We start from the raw sequence: 1491 nt of genomic DNA, 5'->3' as shown, positions 1-1491 counted from the left end.
GCCGAGGTAACCGCGTGCCAGCCCGCTTCCAGCGATGTACAGCTCTCCCGGCACACCGACTGGTACAGGCTGCAAAAACTCATCCAACACAAACAGCCTTGTGCCGCCCATCGGCCTGCCCAGGGGCACCGAGGTGCCGGCCCGCTCGGTGCCGTGCCAGGGGTACTGAGTCACGCACAGAGTTGCCTCGGTTGGCCCATACGTGGTGCGGACGACAATGTCCGGGCAATGCCGCAACGTGTTGTTCACCGCATCGGCGGAGATGACGTCGCCTCCCGTGGTGATCTCGTCCAGCTCCGCGAACGCCTCGATCGAGTCATCCGCGATCACCCGGAAAAGACCCGCCGTCAAACTGAGCCGGTTGACTCCGGTGGCGTGGACCAGGTCCTTGAGGAAGGCCCCGTCGATCTCCCGTGCCGGCGCGACCACGACTCGGCCACCTGCCAGCAATGGTCCCCAGAGCTCCCACGTGGAGGCGTCGAAGGCGTGCGGTGAGTGCAGCAGTACGCGGTCCTCTGGCTGCATTCCCCAGCTGGGATCGCACGCCAGATCGACGACGCCCCCGTGGGTGATCTGGATACCCTTGGGCTCGCCGGTGGACCCCGAGGTGTACATGACGTAGCAGATCTGGTCCGGCAAGACCGTGGGAAGCGGCTCGTCCTCCGCTGCGTGATCCGCTTCGCACCTCAGCGCCGTCCGGCCCCCAGCGACCAACGCGTTGGTCACTTCGTGCTGCTCGAAGGCGTCGTCCACCAGTACGACCGGTGAGTTTGTTTCCTCCGCAACCCTCTTCATCCGGACCGGCGGATACGCCGTATGGATCGGTACGTATCCCCCGCCCGCGCGCAGCACGGCGAGGATGCCCACGACGAGGTCCACCGAGCGCTGCATCAGCATCGGCACCAGCGTTTCCGTGCTCACCCCGGCGGCGACCAGGGTTCGTGCGAGGCGATCGGCTCGGTCTCGCAGTTCGACGTAGGTCAGGCTCACGGTGCCATCGGTGATCGCGATCCGGCCCGGTGCCCGTTCCACCTGCTCGTCGAAGACATCGAGCACCGTCCGGCTCTCCGTGACCGGAGTGCCGCTGCCCCCGAAGCCGCCGAGGAGGTCTATCCGCTCCTGGCCGGTCATTACGTCGATCCGGCTGATCGTCGTTTCCGAGTCGGTGGCCACTTGGTGCAATACGTTGCGCAGCCGTTGTCCCAGCACCTCGACGGTGCGGTGAGCGAACAGGTCTCTCGCATAGCTGATGCCGATGCCCAGCTCGCCGTCGATCGGCTCATCCGCAACGGTGATCTCCAGATCGAACTTGACTATCCGCAGCGGCGTCGCGACGGGCGCGCATTCCAACCCGGGCAGGGGCGTAGCCGGCGGGAGGCGATCGGCACGGGACAACGCGATTTGGAAGAGGGGGTGTCGGGCGAGGGAGCGGGTGGGTTGTAGGTGTTTGACGAGGAGTTCGAAGGGGAGGTCTTGGTGGTTGTAGGCGGC

The 1491-nt window shown here is 65.9% G+C and carries 1 protein-coding gene; it reads right to left on the bottom strand.

The genetic code is table 11. From position 1 onward, the window contains the following. Positions 1-1491, bottom strand: a 1491-nt coding sequence (locus AB0M36_RS37610; RefSeq protein ID WP_364167589.1) for an AMP-binding protein, incomplete at both ends; no start/stop codon positions are given.

The sequence above is a fragment of the Actinoplanes sp. NPDC051346 genome (genome assembly GCF_040682215.1).
In the GTDB taxonomy this organism is placed as follows: Bacteria; Actinomycetota; Actinomycetes; order Mycobacteriales; family Micromonosporaceae; genus Actinoplanes.
Note: the sequence above shows the minus strand (reverse complement) of the source record. Positions and strands in the feature narration are given on the sequence as shown.